This window comes from Acidovorax sp. GW458-11-26-14-TSB4 (assembly GCF_059423865.1).
On the sequence record NZ_JBWKYR010000003.1, the window covers coordinates 398,094 to 419,650 of the forward strand.

Genomic DNA, 21,557 nt, shown 5'->3' on the forward strand with positions numbered 1-21,557 from the left:
GCGGCCCCATGCTGCAATTGCTGCTGCGCCGTGCCGGCCAGTCCGTCCTGGTGCTGCTGGCCGTCTCGTTCATCGCCTTCCTCGTGTTCCGCCACATCGGCGACCCCACGCTGAGCCTGCTGGGCGAGGACGCCTCCCTGGCCGACCGGCAGGCGGTGCTGGCCGAGCTGGGCTTCGACCAGCCCGTGGCCGTGCAGTACCTGCGCTACCTGGGACAGGTAGGGCAGGGCGAGTTAGGCATCTCCTACCGCTTGAAGCGCCCGGTGACGGCCGTGATCGCCGAGCGCCTGCCGGCCACGCTGGAGCTGGCGCTGGTGGCCGGCCTGCTGGCCGTGGGCGCCGGAGTGGCCCTGGGCGTGTACACCGCGATCCGGCGCGAAGGCTGGCTCAGCCGCGCGCTGATGGCGGTGTCACTGGTGGGGGTGTCGCTGCCCACCTTCCTGATCGGCATCGGCCTCATCTACCTGTTCGCGGTGGAGCTGCGCTGGCTGCCTTCGTTCGGGCGCGGCGACACCGTGGCGCTGGGCGGCTGGAGCACAGGCTTTCTCACAGCGTCGGGCTGGGCCTCGCTGGTGCTGCCGGTGTGCACGCTGGCGCTGTTCAAGCTCACGCTCATCATGCGCCTGGTGCGCGCCGAAATGCTCGAGGCCCTGCGCAGCGACTACGTGCGCTTTGCGCAGGCCCGGGGCTTGCCGTGGCGCAGCATCCATCTGCGCCATGCGCTGCGCAACACGCTGGTGCCGGTGGTCACCATCACCGGCCTGCAGATCGGCTCGCTGATCGCCTTCGCCATCGTCACCGAGACGGTGTTCCAGTGGCCCGGCGTGGGCCTGCTGTTCATCTCGTCCATCCAGGCGGTCGACGTGCCGGTGATCGCCGCCTACCTGCTGCTCATCGCCGTGCTCTACGTCGCCATCAACGTGGTGGTGGACCTCGTCTACCTGCTGGTGGACCCGCGGCTGCGGCGCCAGTGAATCCTCTTTCTGGTGACATTTCCATGAGCACTCCGCTTTCCCCGCCCCGGCTGCGCACGCCCTGGCGGAATTCCGATTCGCCCGTGCTGCGCGCGCTGGCGCGCTCGCGCACGGTGCAGTTGGCCCTGCTGGTGCTGGTGGCCCTGCTGCTGGCAGCGGTGTTCGCGCCCTGGCTGTCGCTGCACAACCCCTTCGACCCCGCGGTGCTGGAGCTGCTCGATGCCTTCACGCCGCCAGGGCAGGCCGGGCCTTCGGGCATGGTCTACCCGCTGGGGGCGGACGACCAGGGGCGCGACATGTACTCGGCCATCCTGCACGGGCTGCGCAAGTCGCTCTTGGTGGGCTGCGCCGCGGTGGGCCTGTCGCTGGCCATCGGCGTGCCGCTGGGCCTGGTGTCGGGCTATGTGGGTGGCTGGTTCGACACCCTGGTGATGCGCGTGGCCGACGTGCAGCTGACCTTTCCGGTGCTGCTGGTGGCACTGCTGATCTTCGGCGTTGCACGCGGCGTGCTGCCGGAGAACTACCACGACGACATGGCGGTGTATGTGATCGTGCTCTCGCTGGGCCTGTCGGAATGGGTGCAGTACGCACGCACGGTGCGCGGCGCCGTCATGGTCGAAAAGCACAAGGACTATGTGCTTGCCGCGCAGGTGATCGGGCGCTCGCGCAGCGGCATCCTGGTGCTGCACATCCTGCCCAACCTGCTGGCCCCCGTGCTGGTGATCGCCACCATCAGCTTCGCGCTGTCCATCGTGGCCGAGTCCACGCTGTCCTACCTGGGCGTGGGCCTGCCGCCCACCGAGCCTTCGCTGGGCACGCTGATCCGTGTGGGCCAGGGCTTCCTGTTCTCGGGCGAGTGGTGGATCCTGTTCTTCCCGGCCCTGGTGCTGCTGGCACTGGCGCTGTCCGTCAACCTCGTGGGCGACTGGCTGCGCGATGCGCTCAACCCCAAGCTTCAATGACCGATTCGTCGCTGCCCACCAAAGCCTCCGCCCCTGAATCACCGACATTGAGCGTACGCGGCCTGGGCGTGGTGTTCGACAGCCACCGCGGGCCCGTCCAGGTGCTCGATGGCGTGTCGTTCGACATCGCGCCGGGCGAAATCCTGGGCGTGGTCGGGGAGTCCGGGGCCGGCAAGTCCATGGCGGGCAATGCCGTCATCGGGCTCATCGCGCCGCCGGGGCGCATCAGCGCCGGCTCGGTGCTGCTGCGCGGCGAGCGCATCGACACCCTGCGCGGCGAAGACCAGCGCGCCCTGCGCGGCAGGCACATCGGCATGGTGTTCCAGGACCCGCTGACAAGCCTGAACCCCGTACTCACCATCGGCCAGCACCTGGTGGAGACCTTGCGCGTGCACCTGCCGCTCTCGGCCGCCCAGGCGCGCGAGCGGGCGCTGCAGTGGCTGGCCGATGTGGAGATCGCCGACCCGGCGGCCCGCATCGACCAGTTCCCGCACCAGTTCTCGGGCGGCATGCGCCAGCGCGTGGCGATTGCCCTGGCCCTGTGCGCCGAGCCCGCGCTGCTGATCGCCGACGAGCCGACCACCGCGCTCGACGTCTCGGTGCAGGCCCAGGTGATCCGCGTGCTGCGGCGCGTGTGCCAGCAGCGCGGCACGGCCGTGATGCTCATCACCCACGACATGGGCGTGATCGCCGAGGCCGCCGACCGCGTGATGGTGATGCACCAGGGCCGGGTGCTGGAGACCGGCAGCGTGCACGCCGTGCTCAACCATCCGCGCGCGCCCTACACGCGAGCCCTGATGGGCGCCATCCCCTCGCTGCAGCGACGCGTGCGGCGCCTGCCGGTGCCCGAGGTGGGTTCGGACATCGCGGCCGCCTTCGCGCCGTCGGTGGCCGAGCCCGGCGCGCCTGGCCCCGCGCCCCACCTGGCCTTGGTCGCATCCACCCCGCGGGCGACGGCCGCCGCACCGCTGCCGGGCAAGCCGCGCCCCTTGGCGCCACGCCTGCTGCTGCAGGTGCAAGGGCTGTCGCGCGACTTCGATACCTCGGCCAGCTGGCTGGTGCGCACGCTCACCCGGCAGGCACCGCGCGTGGTGCAGGCGGTGCAGAACGTGTCGTTCGACATCCCGCGCGGCACCACCTTCGGCCTGGTCGGCGAGTCGGGTTCGGGCAAGTCCACTGTCGCGCGCATGATCGCCGGCCTCACGCCACCCACGGCGGGGCGGGTGCTGATCAACAGCATCGACCGCTGGGCCGACCCGCGCGGCGCGGACCTGCTGCGCCGGCATTTCCAGATGATCTTCCAGGACCCGTATGCCAGCCTCAACCCGCGCTGGCGTGTGGACCGCATCATCGCCGAGCCGCTGCATGTGCTGGGCCTCACCGCCAGCCGCGAGGAAACCCGCGAGCGCGTGGCCGATGCGCTGCGCCGCGTGCGCATGTCACCCGACGACGGGCTGCGCTACCCGCACCAGTTCTCGGGCGGGCAGCGCCAGCGCATCGCCATCGCGCGGGCGCTGGCCAGCCGGCCCGAGTTCATCGTCTGCGACGAGCCCACCTCATCGCTCGACGTGTCGGTGCAGGCCCAGGTGCTCAACCTCATGCGCGACCTGCAGGACGAGCTGGGCCTGACCTACCTGCTCATCAGCCACAACCTCGCGGTGGTACGCCACATGTGCGACCACGTGGGCGTGATGCAGCGCGGCCAGCTGGTGGAGGTGGGCCCGGCCGACGCGGTGCTGTCGTCGCCACGCCACCCCTACACCCAGGAGCTGATGGCGGCAGTGCCGGACATCGGCCGCATCCTGCTGCCCCCGCCGTCGCCCACGGGCGGGCGGGTGCTGCTGTTCGCGATCTAGCCGCTCAGCGCTTGTGGTCCACGCGGCGCGCCAGCCATTCGCCGGCGAACTGGATCAGCGTGACCAGGGCCACCAGCACCACGATCACCTCGAACATCACGCGCGTCTCGTAGCGTTCGTAGCCGTAGCGGATGGCCAGGTCGCCCAGGCCGCCGGCACCCACCGCGCCGGCCATGGCCGAGGCATTGATCATGGCGATCACGCTCACCGTCATGCCGCTGATGATGCCGGGCAGCGCCTCGGGCAGCAGCACGTGGCGCACGATGTGCCAGCGGCGGCAGCCCATGGCACGCGCGGCCTCGACGAGGCCCGGGTCCACGTCGTTCAGGCTGACCTGGGCGATGCGGGCGTAGAACGGGATCAGGTTGATGGACAGCGGCACCACGGCCGCCCAGGTGCCCAGCGTGGTACCCACCAGGAAGCGCGTGACCGGCAGCAGCGCCACCAGCAGGATGATGAAGGGAATGGCGCGGAACACGTTGACCGTGATCGACAGGCCCTTGTGGAAGCGCGGCCGCGGATACAGGCTTTTGGCCGCGGTGACGGTGAGCACCACGGCCAGCAGCAGGCCGACTGCGATGGCGATCACCGCCGACACGCTGACCATGAGCAGGGTTTCCAGGAACGCCTGGACGTACTTGTCAATCAGTGGAGTGGACATAGCCAAGGATCTCGATGCGGTCGGCGCCCAGCGCCGCGCGTGCGGTGTCGTCGATGTGGAAACTGCCGTCGGCGGGCACGGACACCAGCAGCCGGCCCTGGGCGTGGCCACGAATGCGGTCCAGCCCGCCATGCAGCAGCGTGGCGCCAGGCCCCAGGGCGGCCAGCGCCTGCAGCGGCAGGCCCTGGGGCCGCGCTGCGCCCGCAAAGCCCAGGCTGAGCACGGCCTGGCCGGGTCGGCCGCCCAGGTCCGGCACCAGCGCGGCGGCCAGGTCGGCCGGCAGGTCGTGCTGCAGCGGCCGCAGCAGGGCCCGCGTGGCATCGGCCTGCGGCTCGCCGAACACGCGCCAGACCTCGCCCAGCTCCACCAGCTGGCCCTGGTCGACCACCAGCACGCGGTCGCAGACCTCGCGGATCACGGCCATGTCGTGCGTGATGAGCACGATGGTCAGGCCCAGCGTGCGGTTGATGTCGGACAGCAGCGCCAGGATGGACTGCGTGGTCTCGGGGTCCAGCGCCGAGGTGGCCTCGTCGCACAGCAGCACCTCGGGCTGGTGCACCAGCGCCCGGGCAATGCCCACGCGCTGCTTCTGGCCGCCCGAGAGCTTGGCGGGGTACACGTCGGCCTTGTCGCGCAGGCCGACCAGGTCGAGCAGGGCATCCACGCGCGGCGCGATCTCGGCGGGCTTCACGCCGGCCACCTTGAGCGGCAGCGCCACGTTCTCGCGCACCGTCTTGGCCGACAGCAGGTTGAAGTGCTGGAAGATCATGCCGATGCGCCGGCGCAGCGCCACCAGGGCGTCTTCGTTCAGGCTGTTCACATCGACCCCGTCCACGCTGACCTGCCCGCCGCTGGCGTCTTCAAGGCGGTTGACGGTGCGCAGCAGGGTGGACTTGCCCGCGCCGCTGCGGCCGATGATGCCGAAGACCTCGCCGCGGCGTACGTCAAAGGAAATCGCGTCGAGGGCCTTCACCGGGCCGGAGGTGCCCGGGTAATCCTTGTGGACGCGGTCGAAAACAATGTGCGCGCCGGCCAAAGCCGGCGCGGCGCTCTGGGGAGCAGTCATGCGAAAGGGGAAAGGGCAGGGCGGGGCGCCCGTTTCGGCGCCCTGCAGACAATCGGCGGAAGAACCGGGGCGCGTCAGAACGCGGGGATGACCGAGCCGTCGAACTTCTTGAGGATGAACTGGCGCACTTCCTCCGACTGGTAGGACTTGACCAGCGGCGCCACCCAGGGCTTGCCCTTGTCCTGCTCGCGCACCACGAGGATGTTCACGTAGGGGTTGTTCTCGCGCTTTTCCACGGCGATGCCGTCGCGCGTGGCGATCAGGCCGGCCTGGTAGGCAAAGGTGTTCACGATGGCCGAGGCGTCGAGGTCGTCGAGCGAGCGGGCCAGCACCACCGAGGCGGCTTCCACGAGCTGCACCTTCTTCTTGTAGCCCGTGACGTCGGCCAGCGTGGCCGTGCCGGCGGCCGGGTTGAAGCCGTCGCGCAGGGTGAGCACACCCTGGTCGCGCAGCACCACGAGCGCGCGCGTCTGGTTGCTCGGGTCGTTGGGGATGCCCAGGCGCGCGCCATCGGGCAGATCCTTGAAGGCCTTGACCTTCTTGGAGTAGAACGCGATCGGCGAGATGTAGGTGTCGCCCACGGCCGCCAGCTTGTAGCCGCGCTGCTGGATCTGGTCGCGCAGGAAGGGGTTGTGCTGGAAGGAATTGGCTTCGAGGTCGCCGTTGTTGAGCGCCTCGTTCGGGCTGGCCGTGCCGGTGATCACCACGGGCTTGACGGCCAGGCCGTTCTTCTTGGCCACCTGGGTGACGACCTCCCAGATCTCTTCGTCCACCCCGCCGCGCACGCCCACGCGCAGGGTCTGGCTGGTCTGCGCCCATCCGGCAGCAGTGGTGGCAAGCAGGGCGGTGGCGGCAAGGGTGCGGAGTACAGAGCGTTTTTGCATATGGATGACCAGAAAATCAATGAATAGGTTCTAAGGAGGCGGAGTCTAGGCAGCAATCAGGCCCCCGGCTGCGAAGCTTTTCGAGTAAGCAAATGCCATTGCCAAGCAAGCGCCTGGCAGGGCGCTCAGCGATGCTTTTTGCATGTGCTTGGGCGAAAAACTTCGTTGGCCCTGCGGGAGGCGCTGCGGACAATGCGCTCCCGACCCGATGGCTTAGCGCCTGCCTGTTCCATGACCGCCACCACTGCCTTGCCTGCCCCGACCCTGCCTGTCCTCGATCTGCGTGAATTCACCGAGGGCGATGCGCTGCAGCGCGAGCGCTTCGTGCACACCCTGCGCGAGGTGGCCCATGGGGTCGGCTTCTTCTATCTGCGCGGCCATGGCGCTGCCCCCGGGCAGGAGGAGGCGCTGTTCGCGGCGACCCAGGCATTCTTCGACCTGCCGGCCGAGCGCAAGCAGGCGCTGCAGATGGTGAACTCGCCGCATTTCCGCGGCTACACCGGGCCGGGCCTGGAGATCACGCGCGGCGCGCAGGACTGGCGCGAGCAGATCGACATCGGCGCCGAGTACGCCGCCATTCCCCAGGGGCCCGGCGTGCCGGCCTGGACCCGGCTTCAGGGCCTCAACCAGTGGCCGGCCGAACTGCCCGGCCTGCGCACTGCGGTGGTGGACTGGCAGCAGACGCTGACCGTGGCAGGCCGCCAACTGCTGCAGGCCCTGGCCCTGGCGCTGGGCCAGCCGCAGGAGCGTTTCGATGCGGCCTTTGCGAGTGCGCCCATCCAGCATGTCAAGCTGATCCGCTACCCGGGCCGCGGGGCCGATGTATCGCAGCAGGGCGTGGGTGCGCACAAGGATTCGGGCTGCCTCACCCTGCTGCTGCAGCACCGCGAGGCCGGCCTGCAGGTGCTGGACCGCAGCGTGCCCGGCGAGGCATGGATCGACGTGCCGCCCATCGAGGGCACGTTGGTCATCAACCTCGGCGAGGTGCTGGAGGTGCAGTCCAGCGGCTACCTGCGCGCCAACATCCACCGCGTGGTCAGCCCGCCGCAAAGCCGCGAGCGGTTTTCCATCGCCTTCTTCCTGAGCCCGCAGCTCGATGCGGAGCTGCCGGCGCTGCCCCTGCCGCCCGAACTGGCGGCCCGCGCACGGGGTGTGGACCGGGATCCGCGCAACCCGCTGATCGCCCACACGGGCCGCAACCTGCTCAAGGGGCGGCTGCGCTCGCACCCCGACGTGGCCGAGCGCCACTACGCCGATGTGCTAGAGGCGGAGGGAATGGAAAAAGGCGCCCCGGCAGGCGCCTACGCTTGAAGCAGGGCAGCACCCGCAGGTGCTGCGCCAGCGCTCCTCAGGCGTATTCCGTCGAGGGCTTTTCCCAGAGGTTGATCCCGCCTTCGACCGCGTGCTGGTCGATCTCGGCGAGTTCCTCGGCGGTGAACGACAGGTTCTGCAGCGCCGCGAGGTTGTGCAAGATCTGCTCGGGCTGGCTGGCACCGATCAGGGCCGAGCTCACGCGCGGGTCGCGCAGTGTCCAGGCCAGCGCGAGCTGGGCCAGGCTCTGGCCGCGCCGCTTTGCGATCCTGTCGAGCGCACGGGCGCGCTCGATGTTGGCCTCGGACAGGTGCTCGGCGCGCAGCGAGCCGCCGCCGGGGCGGTTCACCCGCGCATCGGCCGGCGTGCCGGCCAGGTACTTGTCGGTCAGCAGGCCCTGGGCCAGTGGGGTGAAGGCGATGACGCCGGCGCCGATCTCCTGCGTGGCGTCGAGCAGGTCCTTCTCGATCCAGCGGTTGAACAGGTTGTAGGCCGGCTGGTGGATCAGCAGGGGCACCTTCCACTGCGCCAGCAGCGCAGCGATCTCGCGGCTCTTGCGCGCCGAGTACGACGAGATGCCGATGTACAGCGCCTTGCCCTGCTGCACGGCCTGGGCCAGTGCGGCGGCGGTTTCCTCCAGCGGGGTGTCGGGGTCGTAGCGGTGCGAGTAGAAGATGTCCACATAGTCCAGGCCCAGGCGCTGCAGGCTCTGGTCCAGGCTGGCGAGAACGTACTTGCGCGAGCCGCCGCCCTTGCCATAGGGGCCGGGCCACATGTCCCAGCCGGCCTTGGACGAGATGATCAGCTCGTCGCGGTAGGGGCGGAAGTCTTCCTTGAGCAGGCGACCAAAGTTGATTTCGGCGCTGCCGTAGGGCGGGCCGTAGTTGTTGGCCAGGTCGAAATGGTTGATGCCATGGTCGAACGCGGTGCGCAGCAGCTTGCGCTGCGTGTCGATCGGCGTGCTGTCGCCGAAGTTGTGCCACAGGCCCAGCGACAGGGCGGGCAACACCAGGCCGCTGCGGCCCACGCGGCGGTAGGCCGCGCCTTCGTAGCGGGAGGGCGATGCGGTATAGGTCATGCGTGAATGTCCCCGAATTTGAAAATAAGCAACGAAAAACGGTGTGCGGCATTAATGGGCGCCACGGGCCTCGGGCGATGGTATCTGCACTAGCCGGGGATTTGGCGAATAACGGGGGCCGTCCGTTGGATTGGTTATATCCATATGAGGTATTCAGAAATATCCATATGACATATTCAGTGCCCTTTGGAGGCAGCGCCTGGCTATATTGGTGGGGCGCAAATCCCTGCGTATCCGTTCTGCGTGATATACCCCCCTGAACTGAATGGCCGCCCCTGGCGCGGCGGCGCAGCGCTGCCCGGGCCTGGGACCGCACGCTGGCCATTTCCACCGACGAAAGAAAGACACCTCCATGAGCCGCGACCGCCTTCTGCTTTTGCAACCCGGGTTCGAGGATGCCCGCCATCCGGGCGAGCGCTTCGTCTGTCCGCACTGCATCGGGATCGAGGGCCTGCTGGCCGGCAACCCCGAGCTGGCCGCGCGCCTTGACATCGAGCGACTGCCGTACCCGCGCCCCCGTCCCGTGGTCATCGCCGCGCTGGACGCCGAGCACCAGAGCCTGCCCGCGCTGATCCTGGGCGACGAGCACCCCGTGCCCGAGGATGCCAAGGCGATCGGCGCGGTCCGCTTCGTGAACGATGCCAAGCGCATCCTGGAGCTGCTGGCCGAGCGCCACGGCTATCCCAAAGTTCATTGATACGAATCTGCCTTCAACCTGCCAGCGTCGTTGGGGAGCCTTGCCGTGCTACAGCACTGTCTGCGGCTCCCCGCCTGGCTATCCGGCTGAATGCAAATCCGCAGGAGCGGTCACTTCTGCCCACAAGACATTCCATGACGACTGCCATCCCACCGCGCCAACTGCACCTGAACGTCAACATCCTGCACTCGGGCTTCCTGCCGTCGGCCTGGCGGTTGCCCGACAGTGATCCGCGCGCCTTCATCGACGCGAAGCACTACACCCGGGTGGCGCAGATCGCAGAGGGCGCGAAGTTCGATGCGGTCTTCCTGGCCGACAACGCGGCCATTGCCGACCAGATCCACCTGCGTCCCATCACCGCGATCGAGCCGACCATCCTGCTGACCAGCATGGCGGCCGCCACCTCGCGCATCGGGCTGATCGCCACCGCCTCCACCAGCTACAACGAGCCCTACAACATCGCCCGGCGCTTCGCCTCGGTCGACCATGTGAGTGAAGGCAGGGTGGGCTGGAACATGGTGACCACGGCCGACCTGGCCTCGGCGCGCAACTTCGGCCGCCAGGATGTGCCCGACCACCAGCAGCGCTATGCCCGGGCCGGGGAGTTCGCCACCGTGGTCAAGCAGCTGTGGAACAGCTGGGAGGACGATGCCCTCGTGGCCGACAAGGCCACCGGTCAGTTCGTGGACGCGGCCAAGGTCCACCCCATCCTGCACCGGGGCGCGCACTTCGCCGTGCACGGCGCGCTCACCCTGCCGCGCAGCGCCCAGGGCCACCCGGTGCTGGTGCAGGCCGGCGGGTCGGCCGACGGCATCCAGCTGGCGGCCGAGCATGCCGAGGCGGTGTTCACCGCGTCCACCACGCTGGAGGAGTCGCTGGGCTACGCCAACAAGTTGCGTGCCGCCGTGCAGGCCAACGGGCGGCCGGCGAGCTCCATCAAGGTGCTGCCCGGGCTCACCACCATCGTCGGCGCCACCGAGGCCGAGGCCGTGCGCCGGCGCGACGCGCTGGTGGACCTGATTCCCTGGGAGTACAACCTCACGCGGCTCGCCGGCATCCTGGGCATCACGCCCGACCGCCTGCACATCGACCAGCCGCTGCCCGACGACGTCGGCCTGCCGGCCGGTGGCAACGGCAACCACACCTTCTTCCACGCCACGCTGTCCACGGCCCGCCGCGAGAACCTGACCGTGCGGCAACTGGTGCGCCGGCTGGCGGGCGGTGGCGGGCACCGCGTCATCGTGGGCACGCCCGATCAGATCGCGGACGACATCCAGCACTGGTTTCGCGCCGGTGCGGCCGATGGCTTCAACCTCATGCCCGACGTGCTGCCAGGCGGGCTGCAGGATTTTGTCGATGGCGTGGTGCCCATCCTGCAGCGCCGCGGCCTGTTCCGCACGGCATACGAAGGCAGCACCCTGCGCGAGCACCTGGGGCTGGCCATTCCCCCACGGCACTGAGCGCCGGGCTCAGCCGCGCCGTGCCAGCGCCTGGGCCAGGTCAGTGATCAAGTCCGCGGGGTCTTCCAGGCCCACGTGCAGGCGCACCACCGGGGCTGCGCTGCGCCAGTGGCTGTGCTCACGCAGCCGCTCGGGCGCGGCCGTGATGGCCAGGCTCTCATACCCGCCCCAGGAGGCGCCGATGCCAAAGAGCTGCAGCGCATCGACCACCCGGTCGGCTGCCGCCGGGTCGGCGCTGTCCAGCGCAAAAGACACCAGGCCGCTGGCACCGCGAAAGTCGCGGCGCCACAGCGCATGGCCCGGGTCGTCGGGCAGGGCGGGGTAGAACACCCGCGCCACGCCCGCCTGCTGCTGCAGCCACTGCGCCACCTCGGTCGCGTGGCGCTGGTGCTGGGCCAGCCGCACGGGCAGGGTGCGCATGCCGCGCAGGGTCAGGGCGGCGTCGTCGGCGCCCACCGTGAGGCCCAGGGCCTCGTAGGCGTTCGACACCTTCTTGGCCAGGGCAGGGCTGTCCACCACCACCACGCCCTGCATCACGTCGGAATGCCCGGCCAGGTACTTGGTGGCCGCCTGCACGGAAATGTGGGCGCCGTGCGCCAGGGGCTGGTAGAACCAGCCGCCGCTCCAGGTGTTGTCGGCCACCACCGTCAGACCGCGCTCGCGCGCAATGCCCGCTAGGCGCGGCAGGTCGAGCACCTCGTAGAGCAGCGAGCTCGGGGATTCCAGGTACACGAGGCGCGTGTTGGGGCGGATCCTGCCGGCCAGGTCGTCCTCGGAGGGTGAAAAGAACTCCAGCTCCACCCCCAGGCGCTGCAGCAACAGCCGGTCGATGCGGCGCAGCGGGGCGTACACGCTGTCGGCCACCAGGGCATGCTCGCCGGGCGATAGCAGGGCCACCAGCACCAGCGCGATGGCCGACAGGCCCGAGGGCGTGAGGAAGGCGCGGTGCCCGCCTTCGAGGCCGGTCACCGCGTCTTCGAGCGCACGGTGCGTGTCCATGCCATGGCGGCCATAGGCGGCCACGCGCTCGCCGGCATCCCGGCGCTCGTGGTAGCGGTGGTAGGCCGCCATGCTCTCGAAGCGCACGGTGCTGGTGCGCACCACGGGCACGTTGACCGGGCCGGCGCCTTCGCGCAGCGCCGGCTGACCCGCATGCAGCAGCCGGGTGGCCGCGCCCAGGGCGTTGGTCGTCGTGGGCGCCTTCATGCCGCGGCCGTGCTGGGCTTGAACTGGGTGGCGTTGTAGTTGATCACCGCGCCGGTGGCCGGGTCGATGCCGATGCGACCCGACAGGTGCTCCAGCGGCTTGCCGTACAGGTGGAAGTGCAGCGTGGGCTCGGTGCCCACCACGTGGATGCTGTGCAGGTCGTCCGGCAAAAAGGCCACGGAGGTGCCCGGCTGGACCGTGAGCTCGCGCACCACGCGGATCTCGGCCTTGTCGGGGTTGCTGCCATCGTCGGTGCGCTCGTACAGGCGGTTTTCCTCCTGGCCCTGCACGGCCACGATCACCGCCCAGGTGGTGTGGTTGTGCGGTAGCGTGGTCTTGCCGGGGTTGATGGAGTTCAGGTACAGCGCGATGCCTTCGTCACCATCGGCCGCGTTCAGGCGGTAGCGGGTAGAAGCGCCCACCCCTTCGGTCTCGGCCGGTGGTGGAAAGTCCGCACGCGTGAACAGCGTGCCCTGCGCGGCCAGGGCCTCGAGCCGGGCGGTGACCCGGGCCAGCGTGGCGCGGTCGGGCGGGCCGGCCTCCACCGTGCGGCGGATGTCGGCCAGGGCCTGGTCGATGGCCGCGCGGCGCTGGCTGGCCGTGGCGGTGGCGAGATCAGGGGTGGTGTGGGGTGTCGTGGTCATGGGGGTGGCTCCGGTCAAGGTATACGTTATGCGGTTCGGGCTCAGATGGCAAAGCGCAGCCCGCCGAACGGCGTGGCCGGCACCGTGGGGTGCTGGGTGGTGGCCCGGGCGCGGCCGCCATCGCCCAGGGTACGGCTGAGAAAGGCGCGCGTGCGTTCGCTCTCGGGCTGGCCGAAGATCCGTGCGGGCGGGCCCTGCTCGACGATGCGCCCGGCTTCGGTGAAGTACACGGCATCGCTCACCTCCTCGGCAAAGCGCATCTCGTGGGTCACCAGCACGCAGGTCATGCCACCCTGCACCAGTTCGCGGATCACGGTGAGCACCTCGCCCACGGTCTCGGGATCGAGCGCCGAGGTGACTTCGTCGAACAGCATCAGTTCGGGCTGCATGGCCAGGGCGCGGGCAATCGCCACGCGCTGCTGCTGGCCGCCCGACAGTTCGCCCGGGTAGGCGGCCTCCTTGTGCGACAGGCGCACGCGGTCGAGCAGCTCGCGCGCCGTGCGCTTGGCATCGGCCCGCGCACGGCCGACCACGCGGGTGGGGGCGATCACCAGGTTCTCCAGCACCGTGAGGTGCGGAAACAGGTTGTACTGCTGGAACACGAAACCCACGCGCTTGCGCAGCGCGATCAGCTCGGCCTCGGTGCGCAGCGCGTCCACGCGCGTGTCACCCACCACGATAGTGCCGCGCTGGGGGCGCAGCAGGCCGGTGATGCAGCGCAGGATGGTGGACTTGCCCGAGCCCGAGGGCCCGATGATGGACACGGCCTCGCCCCTGCGCACCTGCACGTCGATGCCCTGCAGCACCTGGTTGCTGCCGAAGGACAGGTGCACGTCGCTCAGCTGCACCAGCGGCGTGCCCGCGTTCGGGGTGGAGGTGACGGTGGTGTCAATGGTGGTCATGGCGTTGCTCCAGCGCGCGCGTGGCGCGGGCAATGGGGTAGCAATAGGCGAAGAAGAGGGCCAGCAGCGTGAAGTACACGAGGATGGTGAAATCGGTGCGGGCCACGGTGTTGCTGGCGATCTGCGCCGTGTCCACCACGTCATGCACGCCCACCAGTGAGGCCAGCGAGGTGCTCATGGTGATGCTGGCGTACAGGTTCATCCAGGGCGGCAGCATGCGCCGCAGGCACTGGGGCAGCACGATGAGCCGGAAGATATCGCGTCGGCGGAATGCCAGCGACTGGGCCGCCTCCCACTGCGTGCTTGGGATGGACTGGATCGCACCGCGGAAGATCTCGGCCACGTTGGCGCTGGTGGGCAGGGCCAGGCCCAGCACCACCTTGATCCAGTCGGGAAACGGCAGGGTCCAGGACACCAGGTACAGCTCGAACGGGAACACATAGGTGGTGAAGTACACCAACACCAGCACCGGCGCATTGCGAAAGACCTGCACATAGCAGCGCACCACTGTACGCACCGCACCGATGGGCGAGAGCGCCAGGGCCCCGAGCACCAGCCCCAAGGCCGTGCCCAGCGCCACCGCCAGCACGCTGATCTCGATGTTCACCAGCAGCCCGCGCAGGAGGGCGGGGGACCACTTCCACAGGTGCACGAGGGCCGTGGGCGTGGTGCCCGTGGCGCTCCAGAATGTCAGCAGGGCCAGCAAGGCGGCGGCGCCTATCAACCATGGGTTGCGCACCAGTGCCAGCGGCACCGGGCGGCGCAGAGCGAGTTCATTGGCCATAGCCGGGCATCCTCAGTCGGTGTTCGAGCCAGCGGCCGGCGCGGCTCACCAGCCAGGTCAGCAGGCCGAAATACAGCAGGATCAAGAGCAGCAGCTCGAGCACGTTATCGCGGTGCGTCCAGATCATGATGGACTCGTAGGTCACGTCGCCCACCGCGATGGCCGAGGCCACGGCAGTCATCTTCACCAGGTCCACCAGGTTGTTGACCAGCGAGGGCAGCGCGAAGCGCAGGGCCAGCGGCAGCTGCACCCGGGCCAGCAGCTGCTGGCGCGAAAAGCCCAGCGAGCGCGCGGCCTCCAGCGTCACGCGTGGCACCGCCTCGATGCCGGCGCGCAGCGCCTCCGCATGGAACACCCCCTTGTGCAGCGACACCACGATCACCACCCACACCAGCGGCGTGAGCGGATTGCCCAGGCCCGTGCCCTTGAGCTGCTGGCTGATGAGCATGTTGAGCACCAGAAAGGCGCAGTACAGCTGCACCAGCGTGGGCGTGTTGCGCGTGACCTCCACGAAGGCCCGCGCCGGCAATGCCAGCCAGGTGCGGCCCGAGGTAAGCAGGGCCGCCAGCACGACGCCTGCCGCCAGGCTGCACGGAATGGTGAGCAGGCACAGCTGCAGCGTGACGCCCAGGCCACGGAGGAAGGCCTGGCGCTCACCCGCATCGAGCACGAACGCATAGTTGAGGCCTATGCCCTTGAGCGCGGCCACGCCCTGGGCCAGCCATTCGGCGCTGCTCATGCCATGGCCAACTCTGCCGTCGCGGGAGGGCGCAAGGCACCCACCGCGCGGGAGATACGCCGTGCGGCCTCGGCCAGGGCAGCATCGCTGGCGGCGATGGAAATGCGAAAGTAGGGCGAGAGCCCGTAGGCCGGCCCATCCACCACGGCCACGCCTTCGGATTCGAGCAGCCATTCGACGAAATCGGTGTCCGAAGCAATGGGCCGGCCATCCGGCCGCAGGCGGCCCAGCACCCCGGCACAGCTCACGTAGGCGAAGAAGGCCCCCTCTGGCGCTAGAAGCGACAGCCCCTCGATGGCGTTGAATGCTTGCACCACAAAGGCCGCGCGGCGCGCATAGGTGTCGCGCGCCTGGGCCACGAAGGACTGGTCGGGCGAAGTCAGTGCCGCCGCCAAGGCCGCCTGGCCGATGGCATTGGCGCCAGAGGACACCTGCGACTGGATCACCGTCATCGCCTGCACCAACGCCTGCGGCCCAGCGCCCCAGCCCACGCGCCAGCCGGTCATGGCATAGGTCTTGGAGGCGCCGTTGACCAGCAGCGTGCGCTCCTTGAGGTCCGGCGCCACACCGAGCAGGTGCGCGGGCGGCTGGGTGCCGAAACAGATGTGCTCGTAGATCTCGTCGACCAGCACCCAGACCGCAGGGTGTCGCTGCAGCACCCCGGCCAGGGCCGCCAGCTCGGCAGCGCTGTACACCGCGCCGGTGGGGTTGGAGGGGGTGTTGAGCACCAGCCAGCGCGTGCGCGGCGTGATGTGGGCCTCGAGTGCCGCCGCCGTGAGCTTGAAGCCCGTGGCCTCGGTGCAGGGCACGAACACCGGCGTGCCATCGTTCACGCGCACCATGTCCGGGAACGAGGTCCAGTACGGCGCGGGCAGCAGCACCTCGTCGCCCGCATCGAGCGTGGCGGCGAAGGCGTCGTACAGCACCTGCTTGCCGCCGTTGGAGACGATGATTTGCGAGGGCGGGTAGAACAGCGCGTTCTCGCGGGCGTACTTGGCGCTGATGGCCTGGCGCAGGGCCGGGGTACCGGACGTGGCGGTGTACTTGGTCTCGCCACAGGCCAGCGCGGCTGTCGCCGCCTGCTTGATGAAGTCCGGCGTGTCGAAATCGGGCTCGCCCGAGGTCAGCGTGACGATATCGCGCCCCTTGGTCCGTAGCGCCGTGGCACGGGCACTGGCAGCGGCGACGGCCGAAAGGCGCACGCGCTGGGCACGTTGCGACAGGCGCAGGGAGGTGGGGGCGGAGGTGTCTTGGGTCATGGCAGGCGAGACACCGATCAGGCGGGCACTTTCTTGAACTTCTGGTGCAACTGGTGCAGCAGGGGTGTGGGCGTCATGCCGTTCTTCTTTTCCACCTCGATCAGCCAGCTCGTGCGGTGCCAGTTCTGCACGATCTTGTCCAGCGCCGCCTGGGTGTCGGCCTCGCCCTTGCGCACCCAGATCACCGAAGGCGAGGGAATCAGGTCCGAGGGCGAGACGATCTCGTAGTCCTTCCAGTCGGCGTTGTCGGCCACCAGGTCGCGCAGCGTGGGACTCACGTGCACGGCCACGGCACAGTTACCGCCGCGCAGCGCCAGCAGCGATTCGGGCTGGCCACGGAAGGCCTTGATCTGAGCGCCGTACTGGTCGGCCAGCGGCTTGGTGAAGTTGCTGCCCTGCGACACGCACACGGGCTTGCCCTTCACGTCCTCCCAGCGGGTGATGCCGCTGCCCTTGCGGGCGATGCCGGCACCGCCGACTTCCTCGAATGGCGTGGGTACGAAATCGAGGATCTCACTGCGCTCCTGGGTCCACTGCATGTTGGCGATCAGGATGTCGACCTTGCCCTGCTGCAGGAACTGCACCCGGTTGGAGGGCTGGACCTGCACCGTTTCCACCGCCACGTTCAGGCCCTTGGCCACGCCCTCGGACAACTCCACGTTGTAGCCGATGTGCTTTTGCGTCGCAGGGTCGATGGTGCCGAACGGCGGGCCCGAGAGGATGACGCCCACCACAATCTTGCCGCGCTGCTTGATGCGGTCGAGCGTGGCGTCGGCATGGGCGGGTGCTGCCAGTACAAGCACAAAGGGCAGGGCGGCGCTGGCCTGGGCGAACAGGCGGTGCAATGGTTTCATGGGTGGTTCAGGTGGGTTGGTGCACAAAGGCAGCAGCCCCTGCGGGCGGCGGGGCCCGGCGCGGGGGAGGATCAAGTCGGCGGGCGGTTCAGGAGCCCTGTTTGAACTTGGCCTGCAGTTCCGGCAGCAGGGGCTGCGCAGGCTCGATGCCCAAGCGCTTTTCGGTGGCGATGAGCCAGCCGCTGCGGTGCCAGTCGCGCACCACCTTGTCCACGGCCGCGATTGTGTCTGCCTCGCCCTTGCGGGTCCACACCACCGACGGGGCCGGCAGCAGCTCTGCCGTGATCGGCGCGGTGTGCCCGCTCCATTCAGGGTTGGTACGCAGCAGGGGGTGGATCAGCGTGGCGTCGTGCACAGCCGCCACGCAGTTACCGCCCTTGAGCGCCAGCAGCGATTCGGACGAGCTCTTGAAGCCCTGCACCTGCGCGCCAAACTCGGCCGTGAGGGGCTTGGCATAGCTGCTGCCCTGCGACAGGCAAACCGGCTTGCCGCGCAGGTCTTCCCAGCGAGTGATACCAGTGTTCTTGAGCGTGGCCGCCGTGCCACCCACGCGGTAGAACGGCGTGGGCGCGTAGCCCAGGATCTCCGCGCGCTCGGGGGTGAGCTCCATGGATGCGATCAGCAGGTCCACCTTGCCGCCCTGCAGGAACTGCACGCGCGTGGCCGTCTGCACCTGCACCAGGTCGGCTTCTACCCCCAGGCCCTTGGCCAGCGCGCGCGCCAGCTCCGGGTTCCAGCCCACCAGTTGCTGGTTGGCCGGGTCGATGGAGCCAAAGGGCCCGCCGTTGATTAGCACCCCGATGGTGACCTTGCCGCGCTGCTTGATCTTGTCGAGCGTGGCATCGGCATGCGCGGCCGGGCTGGCCAAGGCCAGCAGGGATGCCGCGGCGAGGGTGGATGCGAGGAGGGAAGGGCGGGGGAGGCGGAGCGGCATGGGGTAACTACAGGAAAACCCGCATGGTGCCGTTCTGCATGTCTTAAGAAAACAAATGTTTCCAGATATCCATATCTGGATTTCGTTGCGCGTGCTTTCTCCGCTCCTTGGGTTCAGGCGTGCACTGGCTCCCGCTGTGGCAGGCGGAAGGCGCCCAGCTCTTCGGGTGAGCATTGGGCGATGAGGCCGGTTTCCCACTCAAGGTAGCGCCGCGCCGCGTCGAGGTTGCCGTCGTGGCGGTCGTGCACGAAAAAAAGGTAATCGATGGCCTCGGCATCGCCAGGGCTCAGAGGCGACGCCTCATGGGCCAGACCCGCAGCAGACCAATGGGCATGAGAGGTCCAGTGGATATGGCGCCAACCCGCTTCGACCAGATCAACCGCAGCCAGCTGGGCCGTGGCAACATCGGGCGCGAGCAGCAGAACCGGGGTCTCTGCCGAAGCAGCGGCCGCCTGCGCCGCAGCAACGATGCGAGGCCGCACCGCCCAGCGGGCGCCCGCAGGGTGCTGCCGGCGGTGCGTCAGCGAGGCCTGCAGGTCCAGCAGCACGGGCTGCTGCCGCGCCACCCATTGCGCCAGTTGTTCTGCGGAAACCTCGGGTACGGAAGGAAGAGCGGCCAGGTGCTGCACCGGGGCCGGCACACGCAGAGCTGCGCTGATGCCGCCCTCCACCACGCCGGTCTCGTGGCCCAGCCGTGCCAGCCAGGCGGCCACGACCGGGGCGCGCACACCATCATCGTCCAGCAGCAGCGCACGGCCGCCGCGCACGCCGATGGTCTGGTCGGTGGCCTGCAGCAACTGGCCGCCTGGTGCGTGGCGCGCGCCGACCAGCGTGCCTTTCGCAAACTCCTCGGCTGTGCGCACGTCCAGCACATAGGTGGTACGTGCGCTTTCGTCGAGCCATGCCTGGGCCTGTGGCGCGCTGAGCAGGTACACGCCCGCCTCCTGCGCCAGACGACGGGCGGCTGCCTGGTCGCCGGCATGCGCTGCCAAGGGCTGCTTCACGCCGCTGCGGGTGCTGCCGTGCTCCAGCGTGAGCCCGGCCAGGGCCCAGCCCTGGGTACCGTTCTCCAGCGCAAGCACGGGGTTGGGTACGCCCAGGCTGCGCAGGATTTGCGCGCCGATGATGCTGCGCGTGCGGCCGGCGCAGTGGATCACGATGGGCGTGGCGGCATCCGGCACCAGGCTGCGCCAGCGCAGGGCCAGTTCGCCATTGGGGACCGAGACCGCGCCCGGAATGGCCATCTTCTGGTGCTCTTGCGCCGTGCGGCCATCGAGCAGCACCAGGGGTTCGTTCGCATCCAGGCGGGCCTGCAGTTGCCGAGCGCTGATGTGGGGGGTGTCGAAGGCGTGCTCCACCAACTCGCCAAAGGTTTTGGAGGGCAGGTTCACGCCCTTGAACAGCGTAAAGCCGGCCTGCTCCCATGCGGGCGTACCGCCTTCAAGGACATGCACTTGGCCATACCCTAGAGTGGCTAGCCGGCGAGCAGCCTTGTCGGCCACACCATCGCCTGCGTCCACCAGCACCACGCGCGTGTCCGGGCGAGGGACCAGATGGCCTATGTCGATCTCAAGACGGCTGTAGGGCGCGGGAATCGCGAAAAAGGGGTGGCCTTCGCCGAACTGGCCCGCTTCACGGACATCTAGCAGGGCGATTTCTTGACCATCGAGCAGCCATGTTTGGAGGGTCTTTGGAGAGATCAACAAGAAATGAGGCATGGTGGCAGCCGATATCCGGCCAACTGGAGGTCGGTCAACGGGAAGAGAGTAGGAAAGCAGGCGAAGACCATAAAGCCACTTTGCCCAAGAGCTCAGAATCTATTTGAATATGCAAAGTTGTTTTCTGTTGTTGCAGCGCGGATATCTACGCTCGGTGGACGCGGATGAAGTCTCTTTTAGGCGCATTCATCAGCCAGTTCGCGCCGTTGCGTCGATAGGCCATGCCTCTCGCGAAGTTTTCCTCGCTGTCGATGACGACCAGAGAAATCGGATGTCGCAGGTCCGCTGCAAGCAGTTACGCCGCAGTCGAGATCCCGCTGAATCCTGCACCAATGATGCTACTGAGGCTTCCATGCAACGGCAGGCTTCAGCTCGGTGAACTGCTCTTCGGCAATGCCTGTGCCGAGTGTAGGCTCGAGAAGAGAAATAGCAGTGCGCCGACCATGACTAGCCCCGCGAAGATCAGGAATGCGAAGCCGATCTGGAGCGGGGGCAGGAAGATAGCCAGCAGGATCCAGCCCACCGAAAAGGCACTGGCGCCCGCCTGGGCTCGCGATTTGAACTTCGGATAGTCCGATGCACTGGATGTGCGAAGAAGCACCCCGTCGAAAGTGGAGCGGGTCAGGGCAAACAGCACGCCCGCAATCAGCAGTGCTGCAAGCGCGGTCGAGATCGTCCCGGAATACCACACCAGCGAGAGGCCTAGCGCCCAGAGAATGACGGATGCCATGAGCAACGTGGAGTTCTGCTCCCTGCGCAAGGAGATTATGGGGAACCTCTCAATACCCAGGTTTCCCGCTAAAAGCCGAGCAAACACCACTTCCAGCTCGGACACAGCCTGACCCAGCCGTGCTTTCGCGCGCTGCAAGCCCAGCAACATGGTTGATGCAGGTAGCCCGGGGCCGCATTGATCGCCCTGCGCGGGGATCCTGGCGCCTTATTCACCACCTTTCGGGGCCTGGGGCTTATGCTGTGGCGCTCTTGTAGAATGGATCCACGCCCCGGTGCATGAACTTCGCCATCCGCTTGATGTTGTAGCAGGCTGCCATCAGCGTCATCGCCACATCCGCCCGCGCCTGTCCTATGGTGCGGATGAACTTGCCGCCCAGGTGCCGGATGCCAGCGAACACGTGTTCCACCTTGGCCCGCTTGCTGGCAATCTTGCGATTGCGCTGCTTTTGGCATTCGCTCAGGGGTTTATCTTTGGCCGCCCTGCGTTGCATGCCATCGCGCCATCCAAGCACCTTGAGCATCTCCTGTCTGCGCCTTGAGGGGTAGGCCTTGTCGGCGTACACGTCCCGGCCCGTGTTGTGCTCGTCCAGCACCTCTTCGAAGTGGTGGCCATCGTGCTCGCTGGCCTTGCCTGTTGCGATCTTGCGGATGAAGCCGTGTTTGAGATCTACGCTCACGCTGAGCTTGTAGCCAAAGTGGCTCTTGCCGTGTTTCTTGGTGTGCGTGGCATCCAGGTCCTTTTGCCTGCGCTTGGCTTCACTCCAGCCGGGCTCTTGGCCTTGCGCCAGGCGCTCCTTGTCTTCCTTGCTGATGTGCTGGCGTGGTGCCGGCACCAG

21 protein-coding genes are annotated in these 21,557 nt (G+C 68.3%); 6 read left to right on the forward strand and 15 right to left on the reverse strand.

Annotated elements, in window-relative coordinates:
* Window positions 1–8: 8 nt before the first annotated feature.
* From AC07X5_RS10480 to AC07X5_RS10490, 3 genes are read left to right on the forward strand one after another with little or no spacing between them, the layout of a single operon-like run.
* Window positions 9–974 (forward strand): ABC transporter permease, encoded by a 966-nt coding sequence (locus AC07X5_RS10480; protein WP_494770069.1) that lies wholly within the window; start codon window positions 9–11, stop codon window positions 972–974.
* Between the two features lie 23 nt (window positions 975–997).
* Window positions 998–1,936 carry an ABC transporter permease gene (locus AC07X5_RS10485; RefSeq protein ID WP_494770070.1) on the forward strand — a complete coding sequence of 313 codons (939 nt, stop codon included), beginning with the start codon at window positions 998–1,000 and terminating at the stop codon, window positions 1,934–1,936.
* Window positions 1,933–3,792, forward strand: coding sequence for a dipeptide ABC transporter ATP-binding protein (locus tag AC07X5_RS10490; protein ID WP_494770071.1), 1,860 nt, complete (start codon window positions 1,933–1,935; stop codon window positions 3,790–3,792). The genes AC07X5_RS10485 and AC07X5_RS10490 overlap by 4 nt, the downstream gene beginning before the upstream one ends.
* 4 nt (window positions 3,793–3,796) lie before the next feature.
* Here the strand turns inward: AC07X5_RS10490 and AC07X5_RS10495 are convergent, their stop codons facing one another.
* From AC07X5_RS10495 to AC07X5_RS10505, 3 genes are all read right to left on the reverse strand, one after another.
* A complete protein-coding gene (locus tag AC07X5_RS10495; protein ID WP_494770072.1) occupies window positions 3,797–4,453 on the reverse strand; it encodes a methionine ABC transporter permease in 657 nt (218 codons plus the stop codon).
* A complete protein-coding gene (locus AC07X5_RS10500) occupies window positions 4,434–5,519 on the reverse strand; it encodes a methionine ABC transporter ATP-binding protein (protein WP_494770073.1) in 1,086 nt (361 codons plus the stop codon). Before AC07X5_RS10500 ends, AC07X5_RS10495 begins: the two co-directional genes overlap by 20 nt.
* Window positions 5,520–5,593: 74 nt before the next feature.
* On the reverse strand, window positions 5,594–6,403 hold the full coding sequence (locus AC07X5_RS10505) for a MetQ/NlpA family ABC transporter substrate-binding protein (protein ID WP_494770074.1): 810 nt from the start codon (window positions 6,401–6,403) through the stop codon (window positions 5,594–5,596).
* Between the two features lie 231 nt (window positions 6,404–6,634).
* Between AC07X5_RS10505 and AC07X5_RS10510 the strand changes: the two genes are divergently transcribed.
* Window positions 6,635–7,714 carry an isopenicillin N synthase family dioxygenase gene (locus AC07X5_RS10510; RefSeq protein WP_494770075.1) on the forward strand — a complete coding sequence of 360 codons (1,080 nt, stop codon included), beginning with the start codon at window positions 6,635–6,637 and terminating at the stop codon, window positions 7,712–7,714.
* A gap of 37 nt (window positions 7,715–7,751) precedes the next feature.
* Here AC07X5_RS10510 and mgrA read toward each other — a convergent pair whose 3' ends face one another.
* A complete protein-coding gene (mgrA, locus tag AC07X5_RS10515; RefSeq protein WP_494770076.1) occupies window positions 7,752–8,792 on the reverse strand; it encodes an L-glyceraldehyde 3-phosphate reductase in 1,041 nt (346 codons plus the stop codon).
* Between the two features lie 352 nt (window positions 8,793–9,144).
* On the opposite strand from mgrA, the gene AC07X5_RS10520 reads away from it, so the two are divergent.
* Window positions 9,145–9,489 (forward strand): DUF3088 domain-containing protein, encoded by a 345-nt coding sequence (locus AC07X5_RS10520; RefSeq protein ID WP_494770077.1) that lies wholly within the window; start codon window positions 9,145–9,147, stop codon window positions 9,487–9,489.
* 134 nt (window positions 9,490–9,623) lie between these two features.
* Window positions 9,624–10,949: an LLM class flavin-dependent oxidoreductase gene (locus tag AC07X5_RS10525; RefSeq protein WP_494770078.1), complete on the forward strand. Its 1,326-nt coding sequence runs from the start codon at window positions 9,624–9,626 to the stop codon at window positions 10,947–10,949.
* Between the two features lie 9 nt (window positions 10,950–10,958).
* Here the strand turns inward: AC07X5_RS10525 and metC are convergent, their stop codons facing one another.
* From metC to AC07X5_RS10580, 11 genes are all read right to left on the reverse strand, one after another.
* Window positions 10,959–12,155: a cystathionine beta-lyase gene (metC, locus tag AC07X5_RS10530; protein WP_494770079.1), complete on the reverse strand. Its 1,197-nt coding sequence runs from the start codon at window positions 12,153–12,155 to the stop codon at window positions 10,959–10,961.
* A complete protein-coding gene (locus AC07X5_RS10535) occupies window positions 12,152–12,799 on the reverse strand; it encodes a cysteine dioxygenase family protein (RefSeq protein ID WP_494770080.1) in 648 nt (215 codons plus the stop codon). The genes metC and AC07X5_RS10535 overlap by 4 nt, the downstream gene beginning before the upstream one ends.
* Before the next feature lie 41 nt (window positions 12,800–12,840).
* A complete protein-coding gene (locus tag AC07X5_RS10540) occupies window positions 12,841–13,701 on the reverse strand; it encodes an amino acid ABC transporter ATP-binding protein (RefSeq protein WP_494770081.1) in 861 nt (286 codons plus the stop codon).
* Window positions 13,688–14,485: an amino acid ABC transporter permease gene (locus AC07X5_RS10545; protein ID WP_494770082.1), complete on the reverse strand. Its 798-nt coding sequence runs from the start codon at window positions 14,483–14,485 to the stop codon at window positions 13,688–13,690. The genes AC07X5_RS10540 and AC07X5_RS10545 overlap by 14 nt, the downstream gene beginning before the upstream one ends.
* On the reverse strand, window positions 14,475–15,224 hold the full coding sequence (locus AC07X5_RS10550; protein ID WP_494770083.1) for an amino acid ABC transporter permease: 750 nt from the start codon (window positions 15,222–15,224) through the stop codon (window positions 14,475–14,477). The genes AC07X5_RS10545 and AC07X5_RS10550 overlap by 11 nt, the downstream gene beginning before the upstream one ends.
* Window positions 15,221–16,483 (reverse strand): aminotransferase class I/II-fold pyridoxal phosphate-dependent enzyme, encoded by a 1,263-nt coding sequence (locus tag AC07X5_RS10555; RefSeq protein WP_494770084.1) that lies wholly within the window; start codon window positions 16,481–16,483, stop codon window positions 15,221–15,223. Before AC07X5_RS10555 ends, AC07X5_RS10550 begins: the two co-directional genes overlap by 4 nt.
* A 17-nt stretch (window positions 16,484–16,500) precedes the next feature.
* A complete protein-coding gene (locus AC07X5_RS10560; protein WP_494770085.1) occupies window positions 16,501–17,337 on the reverse strand; it encodes a transporter substrate-binding domain-containing protein in 837 nt (278 codons plus the stop codon).
* Between the two features lie 88 nt (window positions 17,338–17,425).
* A complete protein-coding gene (locus AC07X5_RS10565) occupies window positions 17,426–18,271 on the reverse strand; it encodes a transporter substrate-binding domain-containing protein (RefSeq protein WP_494770086.1) in 846 nt (281 codons plus the stop codon).
* A gap of 113 nt (window positions 18,272–18,384) precedes the next feature.
* Window positions 18,385–19,989 carry a rhodanese-like domain-containing protein gene (locus AC07X5_RS10570; RefSeq protein ID WP_494770087.1) on the reverse strand — a complete coding sequence of 535 codons (1,605 nt, stop codon included), beginning with the start codon at window positions 19,987–19,989 and terminating at the stop codon, window positions 18,385–18,387.
* A gap of 367 nt (window positions 19,990–20,356) precedes the next feature.
* Complete coding sequence (locus AC07X5_RS10575; RefSeq protein WP_494770088.1) at window positions 20,357–20,869, reverse strand: hypothetical protein; 513 nt, start codon at window positions 20,867–20,869, stop codon at window positions 20,357–20,359.
* A gap of 85 nt (window positions 20,870–20,954) precedes the next feature.
* On the reverse strand, window positions 20,955–21,557 hold a 603-nt coding region (locus AC07X5_RS10580; protein WP_494770089.1), incomplete at its 5' end, for a transposase.

What these genes read in the sequence shown, in the direction of transcription:
- AC07X5_RS10480 (WP_494770069.1), top strand. Translation starts at nt 9, where the DNA reads ATGCTGCAATTGCTGCTGCGCCGTGCCGGCCAGTCCGTCCTGGTGCTG.
- AC07X5_RS10485 (WP_494770070.1), top strand. Translation starts at nt 998, where the DNA reads ATGAGCACTCCGCTTTCCCCGCCCCGGCTGCGCACGCCCTGGCGGAAT.
- AC07X5_RS10490 (WP_494770071.1), top strand. Translation starts at nt 1,933, where the DNA reads ATGACCGATTCGTCGCTGCCCACCAAAGCCTCCGCCCCTGAATCACCG.
- AC07X5_RS10495 (WP_494770072.1), bottom strand. Translation starts at nt 4,453, where the DNA reads ATGTCCACTCCACTGATTGACAAGTACGTCCAGGCGTTCCTGGAAACC.
- AC07X5_RS10500 (WP_494770073.1), bottom strand. Translation starts at nt 5,519, where the DNA reads ATGACTGCTCCCCAGAGCGCCGCGCCGGCTTTGGCCGGCGCGCACATT.
- AC07X5_RS10505 (WP_494770074.1), bottom strand. Translation starts at nt 6,403, where the DNA reads ATGCAAAAACGCTCTGTACTCCGCACCCTTGCCGCCACCGCCCTGCTT.
- AC07X5_RS10510 (WP_494770075.1), top strand. Translation starts at nt 6,635, where the DNA reads ATGACCGCCACCACTGCCTTGCCTGCCCCGACCCTGCCTGTCCTCGAT.
- mgrA (WP_494770076.1), bottom strand. Translation starts at nt 8,792, where the DNA reads ATGACCTATACCGCATCGCCCTCCCGCTACGAAGGCGCGGCCTACCGC.
- AC07X5_RS10520 (WP_494770077.1), top strand. Translation starts at nt 9,145, where the DNA reads ATGAGCCGCGACCGCCTTCTGCTTTTGCAACCCGGGTTCGAGGATGCC.
- AC07X5_RS10525 (WP_494770078.1), top strand. Translation starts at nt 9,624, where the DNA reads ATGACGACTGCCATCCCACCGCGCCAACTGCACCTGAACGTCAACATC.
- metC (WP_494770079.1), bottom strand. Translation starts at nt 12,155, where the DNA reads ATGAAGGCGCCCACGACGACCAACGCCCTGGGCGCGGCCACCCGGCTG.
- AC07X5_RS10535 (WP_494770080.1), bottom strand. Translation starts at nt 12,799, where the DNA reads ATGACCACGACACCCCACACCACCCCTGATCTCGCCACCGCCACGGCC.
- AC07X5_RS10540 (WP_494770081.1), bottom strand. Translation starts at nt 13,701, where the DNA reads ATGACCACCATTGACACCACCGTCACCTCCACCCCGAACGCGGGCACG.
- AC07X5_RS10545 (WP_494770082.1), bottom strand. Translation starts at nt 14,485, where the DNA reads ATGGCCAATGAACTCGCTCTGCGCCGCCCGGTGCCGCTGGCACTGGTG.
- AC07X5_RS10550 (WP_494770083.1), bottom strand. Translation starts at nt 15,224, where the DNA reads ATGAGCAGCGCCGAATGGCTGGCCCAGGGCGTGGCCGCGCTCAAGGGC.
- AC07X5_RS10555 (WP_494770084.1), bottom strand. Translation starts at nt 16,483, where the DNA reads ATGACCCAAGACACCTCCGCCCCCACCTCCCTGCGCCTGTCGCAACGT.
- AC07X5_RS10560 (WP_494770085.1), bottom strand. Translation starts at nt 17,337, where the DNA reads ATGAAACCATTGCACCGCCTGTTCGCCCAGGCCAGCGCCGCCCTGCCC.
- AC07X5_RS10565 (WP_494770086.1), bottom strand. Translation starts at nt 18,271, where the DNA reads ATGCCGCTCCGCCTCCCCCGCCCTTCCCTCCTCGCATCCACCCTCGCC.
- AC07X5_RS10570 (WP_494770087.1), bottom strand. Translation starts at nt 19,989, where the DNA reads ATGCCTCATTTCTTGTTGATCTCTCCAAAGACCCTCCAAACATGGCTG.
- AC07X5_RS10575 (WP_494770088.1), bottom strand. Translation starts at nt 20,869, where the DNA reads ATGTTGCTGGGCTTGCAGCGCGCGAAAGCACGGCTGGGTCAGGCTGTG.